The 20995-nt window shown below is 36.8% G+C and carries 19 protein-coding genes; 2 read left to right on the top strand and 17 right to left on the bottom strand.

What is annotated here, in order from left to right; translation table 11 throughout:
• Nucleotides 1-60 precede the first annotated feature (60 nt).
• The 5 genes from JEM49_RS07040 to JEM49_RS07020 all read right to left on the bottom strand — a co-directional run bounded on the left by JEM49_RS07040 (nt 61) and on the right by JEM49_RS07020 (nt 4594).
• Complete coding sequence (locus JEM49_RS07040) at nt 61-333, bottom strand: HAD hydrolase-like protein (protein ID WP_239464587.1); 273 nt, start codon at nt 331-333, stop codon at nt 61-63.
• Nucleotides 334-424: 91 nt separating this feature from the next.
• On the bottom strand, nt 425-1720 hold the full coding sequence (locus JEM49_RS07035) for a UDP-N-acetylglucosamine 1-carboxyvinyltransferase (protein ID WP_056945558.1): 1296 nt from the start codon (nt 1718-1720) through the stop codon (nt 425-427).
• Nucleotides 1721-1854: 134 nt separating this feature from the next.
• Nucleotides 1855-3474, bottom strand: coding sequence for a CTP synthase (locus tag JEM49_RS07030; RefSeq protein WP_087235736.1), 1620 nt, complete (start codon nt 3472-3474; stop codon nt 1855-1857).
• Between the two features lie 117 nt (nt 3475-3591).
• A complete protein-coding gene (gene rpoE, locus JEM49_RS07025; RefSeq protein ID WP_056945557.1) occupies nt 3592-4146 on the bottom strand; it encodes a DNA-directed RNA polymerase subunit delta in 555 nt (184 codons plus the stop codon).
• A gap of 46 nt (nt 4147-4192) precedes the next feature.
• Nucleotides 4193-4594, bottom strand: a complete 402-nt coding sequence (locus tag JEM49_RS07020) for a DUF1934 domain-containing protein (protein WP_056945556.1) — start codon at nt 4592-4594, stop codon at nt 4193-4195.
• Between the two features lie 114 nt (nt 4595-4708).
• On the opposite strand from JEM49_RS07020, the gene JEM49_RS07015 reads away from it, so the two are divergent.
• A complete protein-coding gene (locus JEM49_RS07015; RefSeq protein WP_201874362.1) occupies nt 4709-6073 on the top strand; it encodes an HD domain-containing protein in 1365 nt (454 codons plus the stop codon).
• Between the two features lie 31 nt (nt 6074-6104).
• Nucleotides 6105-6380 carry a hypothetical protein gene (locus tag JEM49_RS07010; RefSeq protein WP_025005723.1) on the top strand — a complete coding sequence of 92 codons (276 nt, stop codon included), beginning with the start codon at nt 6105-6107 and terminating at the stop codon, nt 6378-6380.
• Nucleotides 6381-6410: 30 nt separating this feature from the next.
• Here the strand turns inward: JEM49_RS07010 and JEM49_RS07005 are convergent, their stop codons facing one another.
• The 12 genes from JEM49_RS07005 to mgtA all read right to left on the bottom strand — a co-directional run bounded on the left by JEM49_RS07005 (nt 6411) and on the right by mgtA (nt 20981).
• Nucleotides 6411-7343 (bottom strand): ROK family protein, encoded by a 933-nt coding sequence (locus JEM49_RS07005; protein ID WP_201874360.1) that lies wholly within the window; start codon nt 7341-7343, stop codon nt 6411-6413.
• A gap of 62 nt (nt 7344-7405) precedes the next feature.
• Entirely contained in the window at nt 7406-8380 is a 975-nt protein-coding gene (locus JEM49_RS07000; protein ID WP_025005722.1) for a ribose-phosphate diphosphokinase, read from the bottom strand.
• A gap of 241 nt (nt 8381-8621) precedes the next feature.
• Nucleotides 8622-10307, bottom strand: coding sequence for an SLAP domain-containing protein (locus JEM49_RS06995; protein ID WP_201874358.1), 1686 nt, complete (start codon nt 10305-10307; stop codon nt 8622-8624).
• Between the two features lie 134 nt (nt 10308-10441).
• A complete protein-coding gene (locus JEM49_RS06990) occupies nt 10442-11221 on the bottom strand; it encodes an SLAP domain-containing protein (RefSeq protein WP_201874356.1) in 780 nt (259 codons plus the stop codon).
• A 148-nt stretch (nt 11222-11369) separates the two neighbouring features.
• A complete protein-coding gene (glmU, locus tag JEM49_RS06985) occupies nt 11370-12755 on the bottom strand; it encodes a bifunctional UDP-N-acetylglucosamine diphosphorylase/glucosamine-1-phosphate N-acetyltransferase GlmU (protein ID WP_025005720.1) in 1386 nt (461 codons plus the stop codon).
• A gap of 46 nt (nt 12756-12801) precedes the next feature.
• A complete protein-coding gene (purR, locus tag JEM49_RS06980) occupies nt 12802-13632 on the bottom strand; it encodes a pur operon repressor (protein ID WP_025005719.1) in 831 nt (276 codons plus the stop codon).
• 104 nt (nt 13633-13736) lie between these two features.
• On the bottom strand, nt 13737-13994 hold the full coding sequence (locus tag JEM49_RS06975) for a Veg family protein (RefSeq protein ID WP_003625575.1): 258 nt from the start codon (nt 13992-13994) through the stop codon (nt 13737-13739).
• Nucleotides 13995-14055: 61 nt separating this feature from the next.
• Complete coding sequence (rsmA, locus tag JEM49_RS06970) at nt 14056-14940, bottom strand: 16S rRNA (adenine(1518)-N(6)/adenine(1519)-N(6))-dimethyltransferase RsmA (protein WP_025005718.1); 885 nt, start codon at nt 14938-14940, stop codon at nt 14056-14058.
• Entirely contained in the window at nt 14930-15496 is a 567-nt protein-coding gene (gene rnmV, locus JEM49_RS06965) for a ribonuclease M5 (RefSeq protein ID WP_025005717.1), read from the bottom strand. Before rnmV ends, rsmA begins: the two co-directional genes overlap by 11 nt.
• On the bottom strand, nt 15483-16250 hold the full coding sequence (locus JEM49_RS06960; protein ID WP_201874354.1) for a TatD family hydrolase: 768 nt from the start codon (nt 16248-16250) through the stop codon (nt 15483-15485). Before JEM49_RS06960 ends, rnmV begins: the two co-directional genes overlap by 14 nt.
• Nucleotides 16250-18226, bottom strand: a complete 1977-nt coding sequence (gene metG, locus JEM49_RS06955; protein ID WP_087176558.1) for a methionine--tRNA ligase — start codon at nt 18224-18226, stop codon at nt 16250-16252. The genes JEM49_RS06960 and metG overlap by 1 nt, the downstream gene beginning before the upstream one ends.
• A 91-nt stretch (nt 18227-18317) precedes the next feature.
• Complete coding sequence (gene mgtA, locus JEM49_RS06950) at nt 18318-20981, bottom strand: magnesium-translocating P-type ATPase (protein ID WP_201874353.1); 2664 nt, start codon at nt 20979-20981, stop codon at nt 18318-18320.
• Nucleotides 20982-20995 lie beyond the last annotated feature (14 nt).

Genomic DNA, 20995 nt, shown 5'->3' with positions numbered 1-20995 from the left:
CTCTATTTTTTTAATAAAAAAGCTGACTGCTAGGTCAGCTTGGTCCTATCCATCCCCGCATTAAAATACGGGGATTTTCGGGCGTTTTTCATTAAATAAAGCCAAGGCTTCATCAAAAATCTTTTGTCCTAATACTTTATCACCAGTTTTTTGTTGTAAATATCTCAATGTAGGCTCAAAACCGGTTGCCAATAGTTTATTATTCTCGGATTTTTGATAATCAAAACCATATTTTGCCAATACTTCTTTACGTGTCTGGAAATATAATCTCTCACTATCAACTAGCGTTCCATCCATATCAAAAAAAGCCACTTTTTTATTTTTTAAATCCATTTTACTTTCCTTATATCCTTTTGCTTTTTATGTAACCTCTTTCATTGTAACAAATTAAAAAAGCATATTCTTACTCGAATATGCTTTTTAACTAGATATTGTCTAATATACCAGGTTCACTCGGATCATCTTTAATTGTGACATCAGCTCCAAGTTGACGAAGCTTCTCTTGTACACGATCATATCCGCGCAAAATATTGCCAGCCTTATCAATTACAGTAGTACCATTTGCCATTAATCCGGCAATCATTAAGCAAGCTCCCGCTCTAATTTCACCAGCTGTTACTTCAGCTCCATGAAGTTGCTTAGTTGGATGAGCCAAAATAATATTATCTTCAACTTTAATATCGGCACCCATCTTCTGTAATTGTGGAATATGACCATTACGTTTTGGATAAATATTATCGATTACTACGCCTTCACCTGATTTAGCAGTTAAAAGAAGCGGTGTAATTGGCTGTTGAAGATCAGTCGCAAAGCCAGGATACACGTCTGTCTTTACTTGTACCATCTTTAAGTCCCCTGCTGGGTAAACATAAAGTGAATCTTCATCTGCGTCAATTACTACACCCATTTCTTCTACCTTGGCTAAGTAAGAATCCAGGTGCTCCTCAATAATATTATGAATGCGAATACCATTACCAATGCAAGCAGCCAAGGAAACATAAGTACCTGCTTCAATTCGATCAGGAATAATTGTATGTGGAATTTGTGCTTTAAGCATATCCACACCTTCTATTCTGATAGAATCAGTTCCGGCACCACGAATTACTGCGCCCATATTGTTCAAAAAGGTCGCTAAATCAATAATTTCTGGTTCTTTGGCTGCATTTTCAATAATAGTTTGGCCTTGTGCAGTTACACTGGCCATAATAATATTCATCGTTGCACCAACAGACGGCATTTTCAAATGGATTTTTGCCCCATGCAATCCATCTTCTGGTGCTGTAATTACAATTTGATCATTTTCATTTTTTACACTGGCGCCTAGAGCTTCAAAGCCCTTAATATGTTGGTCAATAGGACGTGGTCCAATATCGTCACCACCAGGGAAGCCTACTACTGCCTTGCCAAAACGACCGAGAAGCGCACCCATGAAGTAATACGATGCACGCAAACTCTTAATCTTACCAGCTGGTAATGGACTCATCTTAATATTCTCTGGATCAATACGTAATGTGGTTTCTCCAAAATCACAATGTACATCCATCTCGCTTAATAAATCCATTAAGTTGACAACATCAGCAATCCTTGGGACGCCTTCCAAAGTTACTGGTGTTCTTGACAAAATCGATGCTGGAATGAGCGCAACTGTAGAGTTCTTTGCGCCACCAATCCAAACGTCACCTTGTAGAGGCTTTCCACCATGAATAATCATCTGCTTCATTGGCGAAAACAAATCCTTTTCTTTTACTTTCAATTAATCATAATAATGTTAAAGGAAATTTGAGAAAAAAACAAGAGCCGAGGTCCCTCAACTCTTGTTTTCTTAAGATTTTGTATAATTCAAGTGATTATTCATTAAAATTCTTGTGCTGGAAGTCCACTAGCTGCACCGATAAATGATTTAAATAATCCTTCTGGACGTTGTGGACGACTCAAAAATTCTGGGTGGTATTGAGCTGCAATAAAGAACTTCTTCTTTGGCAATTCAATGATTTCAACCAAATGATTATCTGGTGATACACCTGAGAATACCATACCAGCTTTTTCAAATGCTTCACGATATTTGTTGTTAAATTCAAAGCGGTGACGGTGACGTTCTTGAATTACATCTTGATCATCGTAAGCTTCACGAGTCTTAGTACCCTTCTTAAGAGCAGCTGGGTAAAGACCTAAACGCAAGGTACCACCAATATTTTCTTCATCACGCTTATCAGCCATGATATCGATAATATTGTTCTTACAATGTGGTTCTGCTTCAGTAGTATTAGCATCTTCAAGATTCAAGATGTCACGTGCAAATTCTACACTAGCCATTTGCATACCTAAGCAAATACCCAAGAATGGAATATCATTTTCACGAGCATACTTAATAGCAGTGATCATACCTTCAAGACCACGAGTACCAAAACCACCAGGTACGATTAAGCCATCAGAGCCTTCCATGATCTTAGCAATGTTATCGTCAGTAATATCCTCTGCTTGAACCTTATCTACATCAATCTTGGTGTTGTAAAGGTAACCAGCATGTTGCAAAGCATCAGTTACTGAGATGTAAGCATCTTCAAGTTCTACATACTTACCAACCAAAGTAATCTTAGTGTGGTGCTTCAAGTTCTTAGCACGTTCATCAAGCTTCTTCCAAGCTTTCATATCTGCTTCTGGCTTTGGACTTTCAATATGTAAGAAATCACAAACTTTTTGGTCCATACCTTGCTTTTGAAATGCCAAAGGCACATCGAATAATGAAGGAGCATCAATGGATTCGATAATTCGATCAACAGGAACATCAGTAAAAGTTGAAATCTTGTTTTTGTGTTCTTGATCAATTGGTTGTTCAGCACGAAGAACAAGCATGTTAGGTTGAATACCGATGCTACGAAGTTCAGCAACTGAGTGTTGAGTTGGCTTAGTCTTCATTTCATGAGCTGCGTGAAGAAGTGGAACTAAAGTACAGTGAATGTACATTACATTTTCTTCACCAACTTCACGACGCATTTGACGAATAGCTTCCATGAATGGAGTTGATTCCATATCACCAACAGTACCACCAATTTCAGAAATAATAACGTCTGAATCAGTAGTAAGAGCTGCACGCATGATCTTCTTCTTGATCATATCAGTAATATGTGGAATTACTTGTACAGTAGCACCGTTGTAGTCACCGCGACGTTCTTTTTCAAGAACTTCTTGGTAAATCTTACCAGTAGTTACATTAGAATATTTACTTGTTCTAACATCAACAATTCTTTCATAGTGACCTAAGTCAAGGTCAGCCTCTGTACCGTCATCGGTAACATAAACTTCACCGTGTTGGTAAGGACTCATTGTTCCTGGGTCAATGTTAATGTATGGGTCAAACTTTTGCATGGTTACTTTTAAACCACGATTTTTAAGAAGTCGACCTAAACTTGATGCAGTAATACCCTTACCAAGTGAAGATACGACACCGCCAGTTACGAAAACATATTTTGTCATTTATTTGCTCCTTTTTAACTTATCCTTTAAACAAAAAAGCTCCCTTGTTAGGGAGCTAAACGCACATAGGGTGCCCAACAAAAATACTATCTGCTTTTTTCTCTTAAGTCAAGCAAATTAATTATCTTCGTCGTCATCATCATCGTTTAATTGTGATAATTGACCTTCAATTCCGTCTGGCAATACGTCATCTGTATCGTCATTATCTTCATCGTATTCAGAATCATCATCACCATAATCGTCATCGCTATCGTCAGCAGTAGCGTCTAAATCATCGTCTTCTGGATCATCATTATCATAATCGATAATATCATCATCACCAGTAGCGCTTGCTAAGAATGCGTTAACCTTCTTATGGTGCTTACGTGCATCGTCTTCTTCTTCATCTTCTGGGTGGTTAACTTCTTCATCAACTGATTCATATGGGAACCAAGTACGAAGTGCCCATACATTTTCACCCATAGAGATAAATTCACCATCAGTATTCATATTAGTATAAAATTGTGGCAAACGTTCACGAATTTCTTCGTCACTCTTATTCAAGTATTTTTGTACGGCATTAACGATATCGGCAAATGCCATTCTCTTACCATTATCTTCCAAAATTGCTCGTGCAACTTCGATCATTGATAATTCATCGCGGTTTTTGTCTTTAAATTTGTCTAATCCCACAGCTGTACGTCCTCTCTTTTACAATCTTTACTATTCTACTAGGCGTTTAAGTAAAAATCAACGTGACTGCATAGTTACCTATTAAGTATAGTCCATTAAAGAGGTCATATTCAAGCCGAAGTTGATGTGAACTTGCTTGCTCTTTATATTCAAGCAAATTTGTCACACTAGTCATATCCATTTGTCGTCCTTCAACAACATAGCGGCAATTAACTTTCTCACCAGGAACAAATTTCATCAAAGAATAGTTGTTATTATCTACCCCGCGCTTAATTATGAGTTCATCCTCTTTCAACAACATTTTAACAAGAATGGTGCCCTCTTCTTTATAAGATACACGAATTACACCATTATTTTCTTCTAGCTGGCCTGAGGCTACTTTAGTAAAAGTTTCTGTTTCATCATCTTGTGTAATTTTACTAGTCAAATTAACCGTAATTGCTGCCATATCCTCATCCCTTTCATTGAACACTCTTGGTTGATATTTGCTATAATTTTATGTGGTTACAATCTATTTTAGTATATAATTCAAAAAATTAAATTATCAAGCTTGGTGGTTTTTATGGCAAGATTTCAAAGTGAAAAATTAAAACAAGAAGTTGTGCTCCGTGACCCTGTTCACGGTTATATCCATATCGAAGATAAAGTTGTCCTAGACGTTGTTAAGGCCAAGGAATTTCAACGCATGCGCAGAATTAAGCAGTTGGGACCTGTTAACTACATCTTTCCAGGTGCTACTCATACCCGGTTTGAACATAATCTAGGTGTATATGAACTTACTAGAAGAATTTGTGATATTTTTGCAAAAAAATATCCTTCTATCACACCAGGTGATGGTCTATGGAATGATGATAATCGCTTATTAGTTGAATGTGCAGGCTTACTTCACGACATTGGCCATGGTCCATATTCTCATACTTTTGAACATTTATTTAATACTAATCATGAAAAAATTGGACAAAAGATCATTACAGATCCTAATACTGAAATCAACAAGGCTTTAAAACAGGTTGCACCTAATTTTCCTGAATTGGTAGCTAGCATAATTGCTAAAACTTATCCTAATCCACAAGTAGTTAAGATGATCTCTAGTCAAGCTGATGCGGACAGAATGGATTACTTGCAACGAGATGCATACTTTACAGGCGTTAACTATGGTCGATTTGATTTATCCCGCATTTTACGCGTTATCAGACCTTATCAAAACGGAATTTGTTTCACTAACAACGGTATGCATGCCGTTGAAGATTATATAGTCTCTCGCTATCAGATGTACCAACAAGTTTACTTCCACCGCGTAGGCCGTTCCATGGAGGTTATTTTACAGCATTTACTTGAACGTGCAAAAGATATTTACGAAAAGGGCAATTTAAAAGTTACTTCTAGTCTAGCTAGCTTTTTAGAAGGGAATTGGACTCTTGATGATTATCTTAATTTAGATGATGGCGTCATGGAAACAAACTTTTTAATGTGGACTGAAGCGCAGGATCCTATTTTATCAGATTTAGCTAAAAGATACTTATACAGAAAACCTTTTGCTAGTGTAAGAATTGACGAAGAAACTAAAAATCTATTGCCTAAACTGAGAAATATTATTAAGCAAACAGGATTCAATCCAGATTACTACACTGCCACTAATTCTGCTTTTGACGAGCCTTATGACGCTTATAAGCCATCAGGTAAAAATGCTAATAGTCAAATTGAAATCATGCAAGATGATGGCAGTTTAATCGAATTATCCCAGCTTAGTCCTTTAGTTCGAGCATTAAATGGTACTTTCCAAGGTGATGAGCGCTTCTTCTTCCCTAAGACCATGCTTTCACATGACGAAGATCAACCGCAAATTTTTGATCCCCTTTATGAACAATTCCAAAAATACGTCAAAAATGGAGCATTAAGATACTTAAGAAAGCCTCGTAAGAGGTAAAATAGATTTATATAGAAAAGAGGTATCTGTTATGAATAATGACGATTTAAATACAAACGTAAGAACTCAAATTAATCCCGAAGACGAGATTGAACATGTCGAAAAAAGTGGCTACAGACAAGTCAAAGACTTAATGAATACTATTCATGGTTATTGCATGGATTATACTAAGCTATCATTTGATTTCATTCATGACAACAAGGACTTAATTAAGGATATTGTGAAGACAGGATGCAAGACTGGTATGGTCGTCAGCATCGCCGCAGCAAGCGTAAGTATTGCTAAAGCTTTATCTAAAAATGAATAAATTTAATTAATAAAATGGGCTAGCCAAAAACTAGTCCATTTTTGTTTGCTTTTTTTCTTTCAATTCAAGTAGCAACGCATATAAAGCCCCATATAAGTTGGCATCATTACCATACTTTGCGGCTACTACGGGTGGAGCAATCATTTGCTTACCAATCATTGGATTATTTTCTAAAATTTTATGCAATTGATTATTAATCTCTTCAATTAAGACTGGTTGTGCACTAATTCCACCGCCAATTACAAATTTGGAAGCATTAATGATAGTTTGGATATTAATGATCGTGATAGCCACATTGCGACAATAACGTTGAAAGATTGCCAATGCACGTAAATTTTCTTCATTAATCGCTTTAAAAGCTGCTACACCATCATCTAGATTCGAAACATTACCTAACGCTAAATTGATTTTTTTAATCATATTAACCGCTGAACAGGTATAACCAGTATATGCTGCCATATTTTTGGCGCCTATTCCAGCGTTAGTAATCATCCAGCTAAGCTCTCCTGCTTGAAATGTCCAACCATGAACGACTCGATGATTAACTACTATCCCACCACCAACGCCAGTTCCTAGAGTAATAGCGACGCCATCAGCTACATCATGTAATTCACCATGCCATTGCTCTGCTAAAGCCGCAGCTTTACCATCATTTTCTACGCTAACCGGTACCTGATATTTTTTGCCTAAAGTTTCTTGTAAATTCAGCCCATCAAGAAATGGCAGAGCACCACCAAAATAAATAACTTTGTGCTTAGTATCAATCTTACCTGGTGCGCAAACAGCAATTCCCTTAAACTGTCCTCGATATTTATCTGCTACTTGATAAATTGACTGCATAAACGCAGCAAGACTTTCTGTATTCGTCTCTATTCTGTCTTTTTCAAAAATTTTTCCTTCTTCATCAATCAAGGCATATTTCAAATTTGTGCCGCCAATATCAAAAGATAAGTATTTTGCCATGTTTTTCACCTAATACAAAAAACGGCTAGTCAATCGACTAGTCGTCCTTTTTAAATCTTTAATTATTCATTCTTGTCTGCTTCATATCTAGTATTAAACAATGGGCTAAGTGCCTTATGTTCTTGAATGCACTTGATAGCATCCCCCATAAGTGGACCCACTGATACTAAAAGCATCTTGTCGAGCTTCTTTTCAGCTGGTTGATTAATTGAATCAGTAAGAACTAAGTTCTTAATTGGTGAAGCATTTAATCTCTTGATAGCTGGACCAGAAAGAACAGCATGAGTTGCACTAGCATAAACTTCAGTAGCACCTGCATCAATTAATGCTTGAGCTGCTAAAGTAATAGTACCAGCAGTATCAATCATGTCATCAATGATAATTGCACGCTTACCCTTAACATCACCAATAATATTCATAACTTCGGCGACATTAGCCTTAGGACGACGCTTATCAACGATTGCGATAGGACAACCTAAGAATTCAGCAAGCTTTCTAGCACGGTTAACACCACCGTGATCAGGTGAAACAACAACTGCGCCTTCTTCTAGGTTGTTACGTAAGAAGTAATCAGCAAGAAGTGGAGCACCCATTAAGTTATCAACTGGAATATCAAAGAAACCTTGAATTTGTGGAGCATGTAAATCAAGTGACAAAATACGATTTGCACCTGCAGTTTGAAGCATATCAGCAACAAGCTTAGCAGTAATTGGTTCACGTGCACGAGTCTTACGGTCTTGACGAGCGTAACCATAGTAAGGCATCACAATGTTAATTGTACGAGCACTGGCACGACGTACAGCATCAATCATAATCAAAAGTTCCATTAAATTGTCATTTACTGGATCACTGGTGGATTGAATGAGGTATACGTCTTTACCACGTACAGTTTCATCAATATTAATTTGAATCTCGCCATCACTAAAACGTTCAACACTTGACTTTGAAAGTGGTACGCCCACACGATCAGCAATCTTTTGTGCTAATGGCACGTTTGAGTTGAGGGCAAAAATCATCATATCGTCTTTATAGGACATAATTTCCTCCGTAAAAATAATTAACCAGCTCTATTTTAGCAAAAGTTGTTCCAAAAAGAACCATGTACTCCTTAATTATAACAAGATTTTTTGTTTTAACAGTAAAAAAGCGGTAAAAGCACTAACTATTCCTCACTAAAAAAGTTAGAATATACTTGTACTTTCTAGTACAACGAAAATATCCTAAAAAAATAAGACATAGCGTCTTTTGACGCTACGTCTTATTTTATTTTTCTCTTAATTAACGATTAATAGCTGAGTTTTGAACAGCGTAGTCATTAATGTTTAATGATTGTGTATAACCGTTAGTTACGATTGATAAAGTAGTGTTGTTATTTGAGAATTGAATTGCGCTTTCTGGAACGTTATTAGCATTTGCAACTGCTCTAACAATTGCAGTTACTTCATCTGGAGTCAAGCTGTTAAGGTTAGCTACAGCAATCTTAGCACCGTTAAGCTTAGCCTTAGCACTAGTAATAGCACTTTCTGCTTCGTTAACTTGACCGATAGTTGCACTAGCATTGTTATTTACTATAGCACCATCTGTAATAGCCTTGTCGTATGCAGCCTTAGCAGTTGAGCTTGAAAGCTTGTAAATCTCTGAAGCCTTAACACTAGCAGCTTCATTGATGCTTTGAGTCAACTTAGCCTTATCAGCAGTAGTAGCTACAGTAACATCAGCCTTAGCTTGTTCTTGAGTGTTAACAGCATTCAAAATCTTACCATCAACAGTTACTTCATCAGCCTTTAAGTAACCTCTACCACTAGCTAACTTGTAGAACAATTGTGGGGTTGAGTTTACTGAAGTTGCAATGTATCTTAATTCAGAAACTTGTTGACTTACACCAGCATCGAATATTCTATTAGCGTATTTTTGACCTTTAATATCGTAAAGTGAAACAACGCCCTTAGTAATTACCTTAGTTGAATTTACATCTTCAGTATCTGGAACTTCAACAGTTGCTGCACCATCTGGTTCATTAATTGGATCAAGTTCTTCGCCCTTAACCTTGCCTACATTAGCAGCCTTAACAAATTGATCATCGCCAATCTTGTAGTAAAGCTTGGTACCAATGTATTTAGCTTCTGTGGTTTTAACGGTCTTGCCCTTCTTAACAAGCTTCTTCTTGGTCTTACCTTCACTGTTATAAATGTAGGCATTCTTCTTTAAAGTAATGGTAGTTGGTCTATCAACATTACCAGCCTTAACGAAAGCAGTACCTTCTTTATCAAGTTGGTAATACTTCTTACCCTTAATATTCACAGTACCGTAAGTATCAATTTCTGTACCCTTAGTAAGCTTTGACTTACCTTCATACTTCTTGATACGCTTACCATTTACGTCGTATACATAAGCATTGTGAATTAACTTAGTGCTGGTACTATCTTCTGATTCATCAGTAGAAGGCTTATTTGAAGAAGTATTCTTTGATGATGTCTTTTTAGTTGATGAACTAGTTGCAACTTTACCATCTACGTTAGCGGCCTTAATGTATGCACCACCACCAAGGCTGTAGTAAAGAACGCCCTTAATAGTCTTAGTACCATTTGAATTTACAGTTACACCTTTAGCAATAGTAGTGTATTTAGCGCTACCCATGTAAGTCTTAAGACGCTTACCGTTCTTGTCATATACATAAGCGTTGTGAGTTAACTTAATAGTATTAGACGTAGTCTTTTTTGAAGTAGTTGTCTTTGATGAAGCAGCTTTTTTAGTAGTCTTCTTTGAAGTTGACTTCTTTGTTGAAGTGGTCTTTTTAGTAGAAGCAGACTTCTTTGTAGTTGTTTTCTTGCTTGAAGTCTTCTTTGTAGTAGTCTTCTTAGTTGAAGCTGTCGCAGCATTTACGTTTTGTGTAGTATTTAAAAGTGGACTAACACTCATTAATGCAGCTGCTGATACCATAATTAACTTATGACTTAATTTCATCGATAATTTACCTCATATCTAAAACTAAAATTCTAATTCATTTATATATTGTAAATCCAAATCTAAATTTTGCCAATTTTAGAAACAAAAAAGATACCCTTTCTTAAGGAAAAGATATCTTTTACTCCACATTGTTACTTAACAGTAACATCTGAAGCCTTAACGTAATAATGATTTGGCTTTAAAGCGTAGTATTTAGTGCCCTTAATAGTCTTAGTACCTAAGCCCTTTACAGTTACATCTTTACCAATGTAACTAGTGCCTAAATAGTTCTTAACACGCTTGCCATTGTTGTCATAAACATAAGCTTTCTTCTTCATTGAAATCTTAACTACCTTAATTTTGCTAGACTTCTTTGAAGTAGTCTTTTTAGCCGTTTTCTTAGCTGAGGACTTTTTGGTTGTAGTCTTCTTGCTGTCTTTCTTAGATTCTGACTTTTTAACAGTCTTCTTTGTTGCTTTCTTAACTACCTTTTTAGTAGTCTTTTTAGCTGCTTTCTTAGTTGATTTTGCAGTTGAAGTAGAAGTTACAACTTTTTTGCCGTTAGACTTAAGAGTATAAGTAGTCTTACCAGACTTGTAAGTTACTGTACCTTCAGTTGCAGCAGCTGGGATCCAGTACTTCAAGTCAGTTTGGATACTGTAGTAAACTTCACCGTTAATGTTCTTTACATTCCAAATAGTGTAGTGACCACCCTTAGTTGCAGTCTTTGATGTCTTCTTACCATAGCGGTCTACAAACTTCATGGTCTTAGTCATCTTAACGCGACTATTCTTACCATAAGTATTATGAACACCCTTAGCATGTGCAATTGGTGCAGCTTGAACAGAAGCACTATTTGCCATACCTACAACTGGGCTAACGCCCATCAAAACAGCTGCTGATACCATCATTAACTTATGACTTAACTTCATAAATATATACCTACCTCATTAAAAACATCTTTGTAAATCTATTGTAGGGCTCTTATATAATTTTGCAAATAAATACTATAGCCTTAATACTTTCTTAGCAAAAAAGCGCCCTAGTTCAAATGACCAGGGTTACTTCTTTATTTATTAATTATTCCCAATCTTTATCTTTGGAAAGAGGAAGCTTGTGCCAGTAATCTGGCTTGTTAACTTGACGTCCACGTGCAATCGCCATGTCGTACTTGTTTACGTCCTTAGTAATAGTTGAGTCGGCAGCAATAAAGGCATGATCAGCAACATTGATTGGAGCAATAAGTGTTGAGCCAGCACCAATAAATGAATGATCACCAACATTAGTATGGAGCTTCTTGACACCATCGTAGTTAGAGAAGATTGTACCACAACCAATGTTAATATCTTTACCCAAGGTTGCATCCCCAACATAAGTTAAGTGACCCACCTTAGTGTTTTCACCAATTTCTGCCTTCTTAATTTCGACAAAGTTACCAATATGAGCACCCTTGCGAATAATTGCCTTAGGACGAAGGTGAGAGTTAGGACCGATATCAGTGTTGTCATCCATTTCAGCTTCTTCGATAGTTGAAGAAGTAATAGTTACACCATTACCAATCTTAGAATCGATAATTCTTGATCCATTAGTAATGTAACAATCGCTACCAATTTCAGTGTTACCCTTGATAACTACATTGCCTTCAATCACAGTATCGTTACCAATTTTTACATCTGCATCAATATAAGCAGTATCAGGATCAACAAATGAAACCCCGTTACGCATATGAGCTTCATTTATTCTTCTTTGCATGGTCTTAGTAGCTTGAGCTAAAGCAACACGATCATTTACACCAAGACTTTCACTAAAGTCAGGCATCTTGTAAGCACCAACGCGTTCACCATTGTTGCGCAAGATTTCAAGCACATCAGTTAAGTAGTATTCACCTTGAGCATTATCGTTATCAACATGCTTTAAAGCTTCAAACAATTTTTGATTGTCAAAGCAAAATACACCGGTGTTAATTTCCTTAACTTTTAATTCTTCAGGATTACCATCTTTTTGTTCAACAATTCGTAAAACATTGCCTTGATTATCACGAATAATTCTGCCGTAGCCAAATGGATTTGGAGCTTCTGCAGTTAAAACAGTAGCGGCATTGCCCTTTTCTGCGTGATATTTGAATAATTCATTAAAAGTATCAGTAGTAAATAATGGGGTATCACCTGTAACTACTAAAGTAGCGCCTTCCTTATCACCTAAGGCTTCTTTAGCAGTCATTACTGCATCACCGGTACCCAATTGCTTTTCTTGGAAAGCAAACTTAGATTTATCTGCTAATACCTTCTCGACTTCACCTGCACCAGTACCTACTACAGTTACGATCTCAGTAGGATTAATTCCACTAGCAGCATCAACTACGTGCTCTACCATGGTTTTACCACAAACTTTGTGTAAAACCTTGTACAGCTTTGACTTCATTCGTGTACCCTTGCCTGCGGCAAGAACAACTACATATTTTTCCATTAGTAATTAACCTCTTAATAATTAAAACTTAGATCTAGTATAGCATTTAAAAGCGATCAAAATCAGTTTCATTTAAGAAGTTTCCTGGTTCTGCCAAGATGAGCTTCTTTGCCGTATCGATTTTACTAATTTTTACTAATGAAAGGTAGTTTTTGACTAATTTTTCTTTATCAAAATCAGCTTCACAAAGAACACAAATACCAGCAATCGTGCCTTCAAATTCCTTAACTAGTTCTTCCATCCCAGTTAAGGTACCGCCGCCTTTCATAAAGTCGTCCACGATTAATACTTTTGCACCTTTTTTAAGAGCACGAGTTGGCAATTCCATTTTAGAAACGCGGGCTAATGAAGATGAGATATAGTTAACAGAAACCGTTGCTCCTTCAGTAACCTTAGAACGTTTTCTAGCTGTTACAAATGGCACATCCAAGTAACGAGCTACAGCTTGTGCTAAAGCGATTCCTTTAGTTTCGACCGTCATTACGGCATCTATCTCATCATAAGCGTAGCGAGTGGCAACCAATTCACCAATTCTACGCAAATCTTGCGTATCACCCAATATATCTGATAAATAAACAAAACCGCCGGCTAAAATTCGACTTGGGTCTTCAATTCTTGATGCTAAATCAGATAAATAATCTTCCGCATGATTTTTACCTAAAAATGGAATATAGCGTACCCCACCAGCTGCTCCTGCTACAGTTTCCAAAATACCATCTTGATTATTAGCTAGTGTGTGTTTCAAAATGGCTAAATCTTCTGAAATTGAGGATTTAGCTGCACCGTATCGCTTAGCAAAGAATGGTAACGCAATTAGAGTATGGGGACGCTCCATTAAATACTTGGTCATATCAACCAATCTTTCTGAACGTTTCATGATATTTCCTTTCTAATGTTTGGCTTTATACTTAATAAATATACTCTAAAGAGCAAAAAAAAGCACTAACATTTTTTAATGCTAGTGACAATTCTGAATTGTGTTTAAGCTTCAGCTTCCTCAGCCTCATCATCAAACTTTAATGCAATATTCTTAGTTAATAAATCAGTGTAACTGTAAGAAACATGTTTAAAATTATTTTGATGTTGGTCTAAATCGACCACAAACACTGCAGGGAATGTTTCTCTTAGAATTCCCCGTCTCTTAGTAACTTTCTTACGACCCGCTTGAGCTACTACTGTTAAGGTATCACCTAAGTGAGAATCCAACTTATGCTTTATTGTGATAATTGATGTTGGCACTAAACAACAACTCCTTTGGTGGCATTTTATCACATTTTAACAGTAAAATCAATATTATACACTACTTAGTGGGAATATTTCTAGCTATTTCAATAAATTGTTCAATTGTTAAATTTTCAGGTCTAACTCGTGGATCTACACCAAGCTTTTTAATTAAGGCTTCACGCTTTTCAGTGTCTGGAATCAACGTTTTCAAATTGTTATTCAGTGTCTTTCTACGTTGTGAAAAGCACATTTTGACTACCCAAACAAAGTGCTTGCGATTCTCAATTTCGGGTTTATTCTTCAATGGAGTTAAAACAACTACACTCGAATCGACCTTAGGACGCGGCATGAATGATTCATGGTTAACTTCTAATGCCACTTTGACATCCATTTCAGTTTGAACAGAAATAGTTAACGGACCGTATTCTTTACTGCCCGGCTTAGCCTCTAGCCTTTCGGCCACTTCTTTTTGCATCATTAAAGTTAAACTAGCAAAATGCAAATCTGACTCAGCTAAAGCAAAAATAATTGGAGTAGTAATGTAATATGGCAAATTAGCAACTACCTTGATTGGCTTGTTCATGTCAAAAAAGCCAGCAAGATCTTCTTTAAAATCAGCCTTAAGCACATCTTTAAGCATTAACTTAAAGCGATCTTCTAAAGGAGCATCACCAATTTTTTTAGGCAGCTCATTTTGCAAAATATCTGGCAAACTATCGTCTACTTCATAGGCAAAAACTTTTGCACCTGCCAGTAGAAGTTGCTCGGTTAAAGAACCAATACCAGGACCAATTTCAATTACTTGATCACCCGCATGAATATCTGCAGCTTCAACAATACCCAAAATTGCATTTTGGTCGATTAAGAAGTTTTGACCCAAGTTTTTCTTAGCTTTTACAAAATAGCGGTTAATAATTGCTTGTGTTCTAACGGGAGAACCAATTGGAATATTATTTGTCATTTTTCGCCTCTTCTACCGCATTTTTTAACTCATCAAGTGAAACACCAAAGGTATGCAAACGATTATAGAATTGCTTAGAATTACCATATCCAACTCTAAGCTTAATGCCAACTTGTTCCCGCAACTTACGAGAGCCTGCGCCGCCTGCTAAACCTAATTTACGATATTCGCTTTCAGTTAAATCACTTGCTTGTGGACTAACTTCATGTAAATCGCTTAATGCCTTTTCAAGTGCTTCTTTTGAAGCATGCTCTACTCCAAGACTCCCCTTTTTATGGGGTTCGCCTTCTTTACGTGTAATAAAAGCCTGCTTAGCATTAGGCACAGCATTAGTTACAATTCGGCGAATTCGCTCACCGTTAAAGTCAGGATCTGTAAAAACAATAATCTGTCTATTTTTACTGAGCTGTTTCAACTGAGCTAAAACACTATCTGAAACAGCAGAACCATTAGTTTCTACCGTCTCAATTCCTGGGAAAAATTGTTTTAAACGAATAGTATCGTCTTTTCCCTCAACGACAACTACCGCATCAAAATTCTTTTTATTTAAGACCATAAACTCTCACTGTATTTTTATAAGTAGCTTCTGCAACTTTTTCAAGTGGAATATCTTTTAACTTGGCAATTGCCTCTGCAACATAACGCACATAGCCAGTCTCATTTTGACGACCACGATATGGCTTAGGTGTTAAATATGGTGCATCGGTTTCAACTAGGATTCGATCAAGCGGAGCTGCTTTAGCACTTTCATGAACTTCCGTAGCCTTGGTGAAAGAAACTACACCTGAATATGAGAAGTAAACGTTTAAATCTAAAAACTTGTTTAACCAGTCAATCCCACCATTAAAGCTATGCAAAATGGCACCATATTCTAAATTGCTATTTTTCAAAATATCGTAGCAATCAGGAAATGCATCCCTAGTATGAATATCGACCGGCATTTTTAAATCATGTGCCACTTCGATTTGACGAGCAAAAACCTCACGTTGTACATCCCTAGGCGATTCATCCCAATAGTAATCAAGACCGATCTCACCCATTGCGACAACTTTAGGCATTTTCAATTGTTCAATCAGCTTATCTTCGGCTTTTTGATCATAATCTTTGGCCACATCAGGACAATATCCCACCATCGCATAGACATTATCAAACTTTTCTGCCAAATCAACAGCTCGTTCATTAAAGTCAGGATCTTGTCCCGCACAAATAGCTTTGGTTACACCCAAACTTTTGGCACGTTCAAGATAGTACTGTTCCTTCCCTCTAAAGGGCTCATCATTTAAGTGCGTATGGTTATCAATAATTTCCATTAGCCTAATTCAGCTCCAACTGGATGTTCATCACCAACAAGTGCTAATTTAACTTGACCATCTTTTTCACTAGATAAAAGCATACCTTCGCTAAGGTGACCCAACATCTTACGTGGCTTCAAGTTAGTAACAGCTAAAACCTTCTTATCAAGAAGTTCACTTGCATCTGGGTAAAACTTGCGAATACCACTCAAAATTTGACGTTCTTTACCATCGCCAAAGTCAAGCTTGAACATGAGTAATTTATTTGAGCCCTTAACTGGTTCTACTGACAAGATTTGACCAACTTGGATCTTTACCTTGTCAAAATCATCAATGGTAATTTCATTACCCTTCTTTTGTTCACTTCTAGTAGTCTTCTTTGGCTTAGCCTTTGCCATTTCGTCCTTGATGTACTTAACTTCTTCTTCAGCTTTAAGTCTTGGGAAGATTGGCTTTGGCTTTTCAATTACCTTGGTATTCCAACCAAAATCATTAAAGGCTAAATTCTTTTGATCTTCATCATCCCAGTTTAAGCCAAGTTGTTCAAACATCTTTGGTGCAGTTTCAGTCATTACTGGATAAATCATAATGGCAATCAAACGCAAGCTTTCAGCTAAATTACTCATTACATGAGACAATTCATCTTTCTTGCCCTCCTTGTTCAATACCCAAGGAGTAGTTTCATCGATGTACTTGTTAGCGCGTGCTACTAACTTCCAGATGCTGTCTAAAGCTTGTGAGAAATGAAGTGAATCCATTTGTTGACGGTAGTCTGCAATCACACTAGCAGCTGTATCTTGTAAATCCTTACCAAACTTGTCTTGAGCAACAGGAACGGGTGCAACTTGACCATCTTGGTATTGATTAATCATTGAAACTGTACGGTTAAGCAAGTTACCAAGGTCATTAGCTAAATCATAGTTAATTCTTTCGATAAAGTCTTCAGGAGTGAAAATACCATCTGCACCAAATGGAAGTGCACGCATCAAGTAGTAACGAAGTGGATCAACACCATAACGACTAGTAAGTGATTCTGGGTAAACTGCATTACCTTTAGACTTAGACATCTTACCGTTCTTCATCAATACCCAGCCGTGACCAATAATGTGCTTTGGAAGTGGCAAATCAAGTGCCATCAACATAATTGGCCAATAGATAGTGTGGAAACGTACAATTTCCTTACCTACCAAGTGAACATCTGCTGGCCAATATTTCTTAAACAATTCGTCATTGTCTGAGCCATAACCTAAAGCAGTAATATAGTTAGAAAGTGCGTCAATCCAAACATAAACTACGTGCTTGGGATCGCTTGGGACAGGAATTCCCCAGTTAACAGTGGTACGAGTAACTGAAAGATCTTCAAGGCCTGGCTTAATGAAGTTATTAAGCATTTCCTTTTCACGAGAATGAGGCAAAATAAATTCAGGATGTTCCTTGTAGTATTCAACCAATCTGTCAGCGTACTTGCTCATCTTGAAGAAGTATGAAGGTTCCTTAACCAAACGTACTTCGTGACCACTTGGAGCCTTACCACCAATCACATTACCGTTGTCATCCTTATAAACTTCGGCAAGTTGTGATTCAGTGAAGTATTCTTCGTCTTCAACTGAGTACCAACCAGTGTATTCGCCTAAGTAAATGTCGCCCTTCTTTAAAAGTTTTTCAAAAATCTTTTGGACAGCCTTAACGTGTTCTTCGTCAGTAGTTCTGATGAATTTATCGTAAGAAATATCAAGACTCTTCCATAACTTCTTATATGAAGCAGCCATCTTATCAACGAATTCTTGAGGCTTAATTCCTTGAGCTTCGGCCTTTTGTTCAATCTTCAAGCCATGTTCATCAGTACCAGTTAAAAAGAAAGTGTCATAGCCTTGGCTACGTTTGTAGCGAGCCATAGTATCTGCGGCAATTGTAGTATAAGCATTACCAATAGTTAATCTACCAGATGGATAGTAAATTGGGGTTGTAATGTAAAAAGTATCTTTATCAGCCATTAATTAGTCATACTCCTTTATTCGTCTAAAATATCTATTCTATAATAACATGCAAAAAAAGGAATTGGGCTAAAACACCAATTCCTTTTCTCTAAAATTTTTCTTTTTTTAAATATAATTGCTTAATTGCCGTAGTTAATAAAACATATATTATTTCTAATGCAACAACTACCAAAATAAAGCTGATTGGCAATTGCGTTAATCCCAAACTAGCTGCCACATTAGAAGATGGCAAGACGCTGCCCCAAAGAGCCAAGCCAAAAGTTACCAAGATCACAACTGGAGTGGCACGTTGCTTAATGAATGGGAAACGTTCATCGCGCAAAACATGGATAACCATTTCTCTTGTCCACAAGGATTCCACAAATAAGCCTGAATAAAACAGCGATTGAAATACCCAATGATGAAAATCAGTTCCTACCAAGTACGGACAGATCACATAAAACATTAATGCCATAGTAATCAAATCGATTATTGCGGGAATCGGTCCAAAGTTAAGTACGAACTTAGGCCATTTATTAATTGACCATTTCTGCGGTTTCTTCACATAGTTTCTAGATACACTATCAAATGGAATCACTAAACAGCTAAGACTATAAATCAAGTTTAAAATAAGTAGCTGCAAAGGCAATAACGGTAAAAATGGTAAAGTAAGTGAAGCAATGACCATTGCAATAATACTGCCAAAGTTGGTTACCAAAAACGTCTTAATGTATTTCATTGTATTTGAAAAGACTTTACGCCCTGTAATAATCATTTGCTCAAGCAACTGGAGATCCTTTTGTTCAAATACAATATCAGCAGACTCCTTAATAATATCGACAGAATTATTAGAAGTAACAGTGACGTCGGAAACTTTCATTGCCAAAGCATCCTTATTGCCATCGCCCATGTAGCCTACTGTATGTCCATTTCTCTTTAACGCTTGAATAATCTTAACGCGCAATTCAGGAGTTAAATGAACAAAGATATTACACTTTTCAACAATTTCTGCTAGTTCTTCCGTGGTTGCTGTTTCAATTTGTTCACCATCGTAAACCGTATCCACGTTCAAACCAACTTGCAGAGCAATCGCTCTTGTAACTGCCTCATTATCGCCGGTAAAGATCTTAACATTTACATTATCATTCTTTAGATCTTGCAAAGCCTCTTTAGTACTTTCCTTAGGTGGATCAAGATATGCTAGATAGCCAATAATGGTTAAATCATTTTCATCTTTAGCCGAAAATTCTCCTACTGGAGCTGGATTCAATTTATAACCAACTAATAGAACACGCAAACCGTCATCATTTAATTCATTAATTTGGTTTAAGATTCTTTCACGCCAAGCGTAAGTCAATTTCTCGGTTTTGCCATTTACTTCAACTTGGTTAGAAATATCTAGCATCCCTTCCGCAGCGCCTTTAGTTACTAATAAGTGTTGTCCATGGTGTTCATCGTTATCAACCACCACAACGCTCATTCTTTTTCTGCTATAGTCAAAAGGAATTTCATCTATTTTATTGTAATCACGTTGGATCTCGTTTACATCTAATTCATCACCAGCCGCATCGATTACTGCTTTATCAATCAAATCCTTCATCCCGGTTTGATAATAAGCATTTAAGTATGAGAATTTCAAGATGCGCGGCGTTTCTTCCATTTCTAAATCATAGTGTCGCTCTAGCACCACTTGATTTTGAGTAAGAGTACCTGTTTTATCGATACAAAAAACATCGGTTGAACCCAAATTTTGAATAGCATTCATCTGCTTAACTACTACGCCTTGCTTAGACATTTCAAGAGCGCCTTTAGTCAGATTGCTATTAACAATAATTGGTAAAACTTCAGGAGTAAGGCTAACTGCTGCAGCTAGAGCAAATATTAAGCTTTCTCCCCAATCGCCTTTGGTTACGCCATTAATTATGAATAATAGCGGCAATAAGATAGCTGTAGCGATTATCAAGATTCTAGCAAGTTGCTTCATTTCCCGATCAAAAAGAGTCGTCTTAACTTTTTTGCGTGAAATCTTCTGGACCTCTTTACCAAAAACAGTGTTATTTCCTACCGCGAACACAATGCCACTGCCAGAACCAGAAACAATAGTAGTTCCCTCATATAAAATATTAGGATAATTGAGATAATCAGCTAACATACTCGGCTTTAGAGTCACATTAGCTACTTTTTCAGTTGGTTCAGAATCACCATCAAGATAACTAGAAGAACAGAATAAATCTTTGCTAGTCAGCAGCTTCATATCAGCTGGAATCATATCACCTGCCGATAGATTGATCACGTCCCCAACTACCACATCCTCAGTTGGTAGCTCCATATTTTTACCATCACGACGAATATTGGTAGTAACTGACACCATATTCAGCAATTTTTCAGTTACCTTAGCGATCCGTATTTTTTGAATAAAATTCGCCACTACCGAAATAAGAAGCATCAATAGCATCACGATTACAGTTTCAATATCGCTATTACCGTGAGGAACAATGTAACTAGTAAATGTAGTAAGTAAAGTCAATATAATCAACACTACAGTAAACGGTGTCGCCAAGGATTCACCCAACAATCTCCATTTAGAAGCGTTAGTGTTAGTTCTTATTTCATTTTTGCCATATTCTTTTCTATTTTCATCAGCTTTTTTAGTTGAAAGGCCTTCGGCACTTGCTTGCAATCTTGCTAGCGTTTCGCTGCGTGATTCACGTGCAATCCGTTGAATTTGTTGAATATCAACATTTGAATGTTTTTTGCTCGCTGATTTTAACATTCTTCAATTCCTCT

Origin of the sequence: Lactobacillus sp. A27, from assembly GCF_016742815.1 — a bacterium.
GTDB lineage: Bacteria > Bacillota > Bacilli > Lactobacillales > Lactobacillaceae > Lactobacillus > Lactobacillus gallinarum.
The sequence above is the reverse complement of the archived record's forward strand: the minus strand, read 5'-3'. Positions and strand labels throughout refer to the sequence as shown.